This window comes from Pleomorphochaeta sp. DL1XJH-081 (genome assembly GCF_049310885.1).
In the GTDB taxonomy this organism is placed as follows: domain Bacteria; phylum Spirochaetota; class Spirochaetia; order Sphaerochaetales; family Sphaerochaetaceae; genus CAYZJV01.
This window is the reverse complement of sequence record NZ_JBMDYO010000214.1, coordinates 1-235: the sequence shown is the minus strand read 5'-3', so window position 1 is coordinate 235 and position 235 is coordinate 1. Positions and strand designations below refer to the sequence as shown.

The following is a 235-nucleotide window of genomic DNA, read 5'->3' as shown; positions in this document are numbered from 1 at the left end:
AAGGCAGCCAACGCATCTGCAAGTCGAAATATGACGAGTTTTAGACGTCCAGATGTTTACACATCCATAATTGACAGTTACTGTATATTCCTCAAGCGCAAATTGCTCATGGCGAAGTGAAGGACTTTCATGATCGAAATTAAACATCTGAAAACGCTGCAAGCGTTGCGGAACAGCGGTTCACTGGCGGGTGCGGCAGCGGCCCTGCACCAGACCCAGTCCGCCTTGTCTCACC

Annotated in this window: 1 protein-coding gene; it reads left to right on the top strand. The window is 49.8% G+C overall.

Translation table 11 applies throughout. The features are described 5' to 3' along the window. Positions 1-129 precede the first annotated feature (129 nt). A partial coding sequence (locus ACODJP_RS14505) for a LysR family transcriptional regulator (protein ID WP_422482701.1) occupies positions 130-235 on the top strand: 106 nt, incomplete at its 3' end.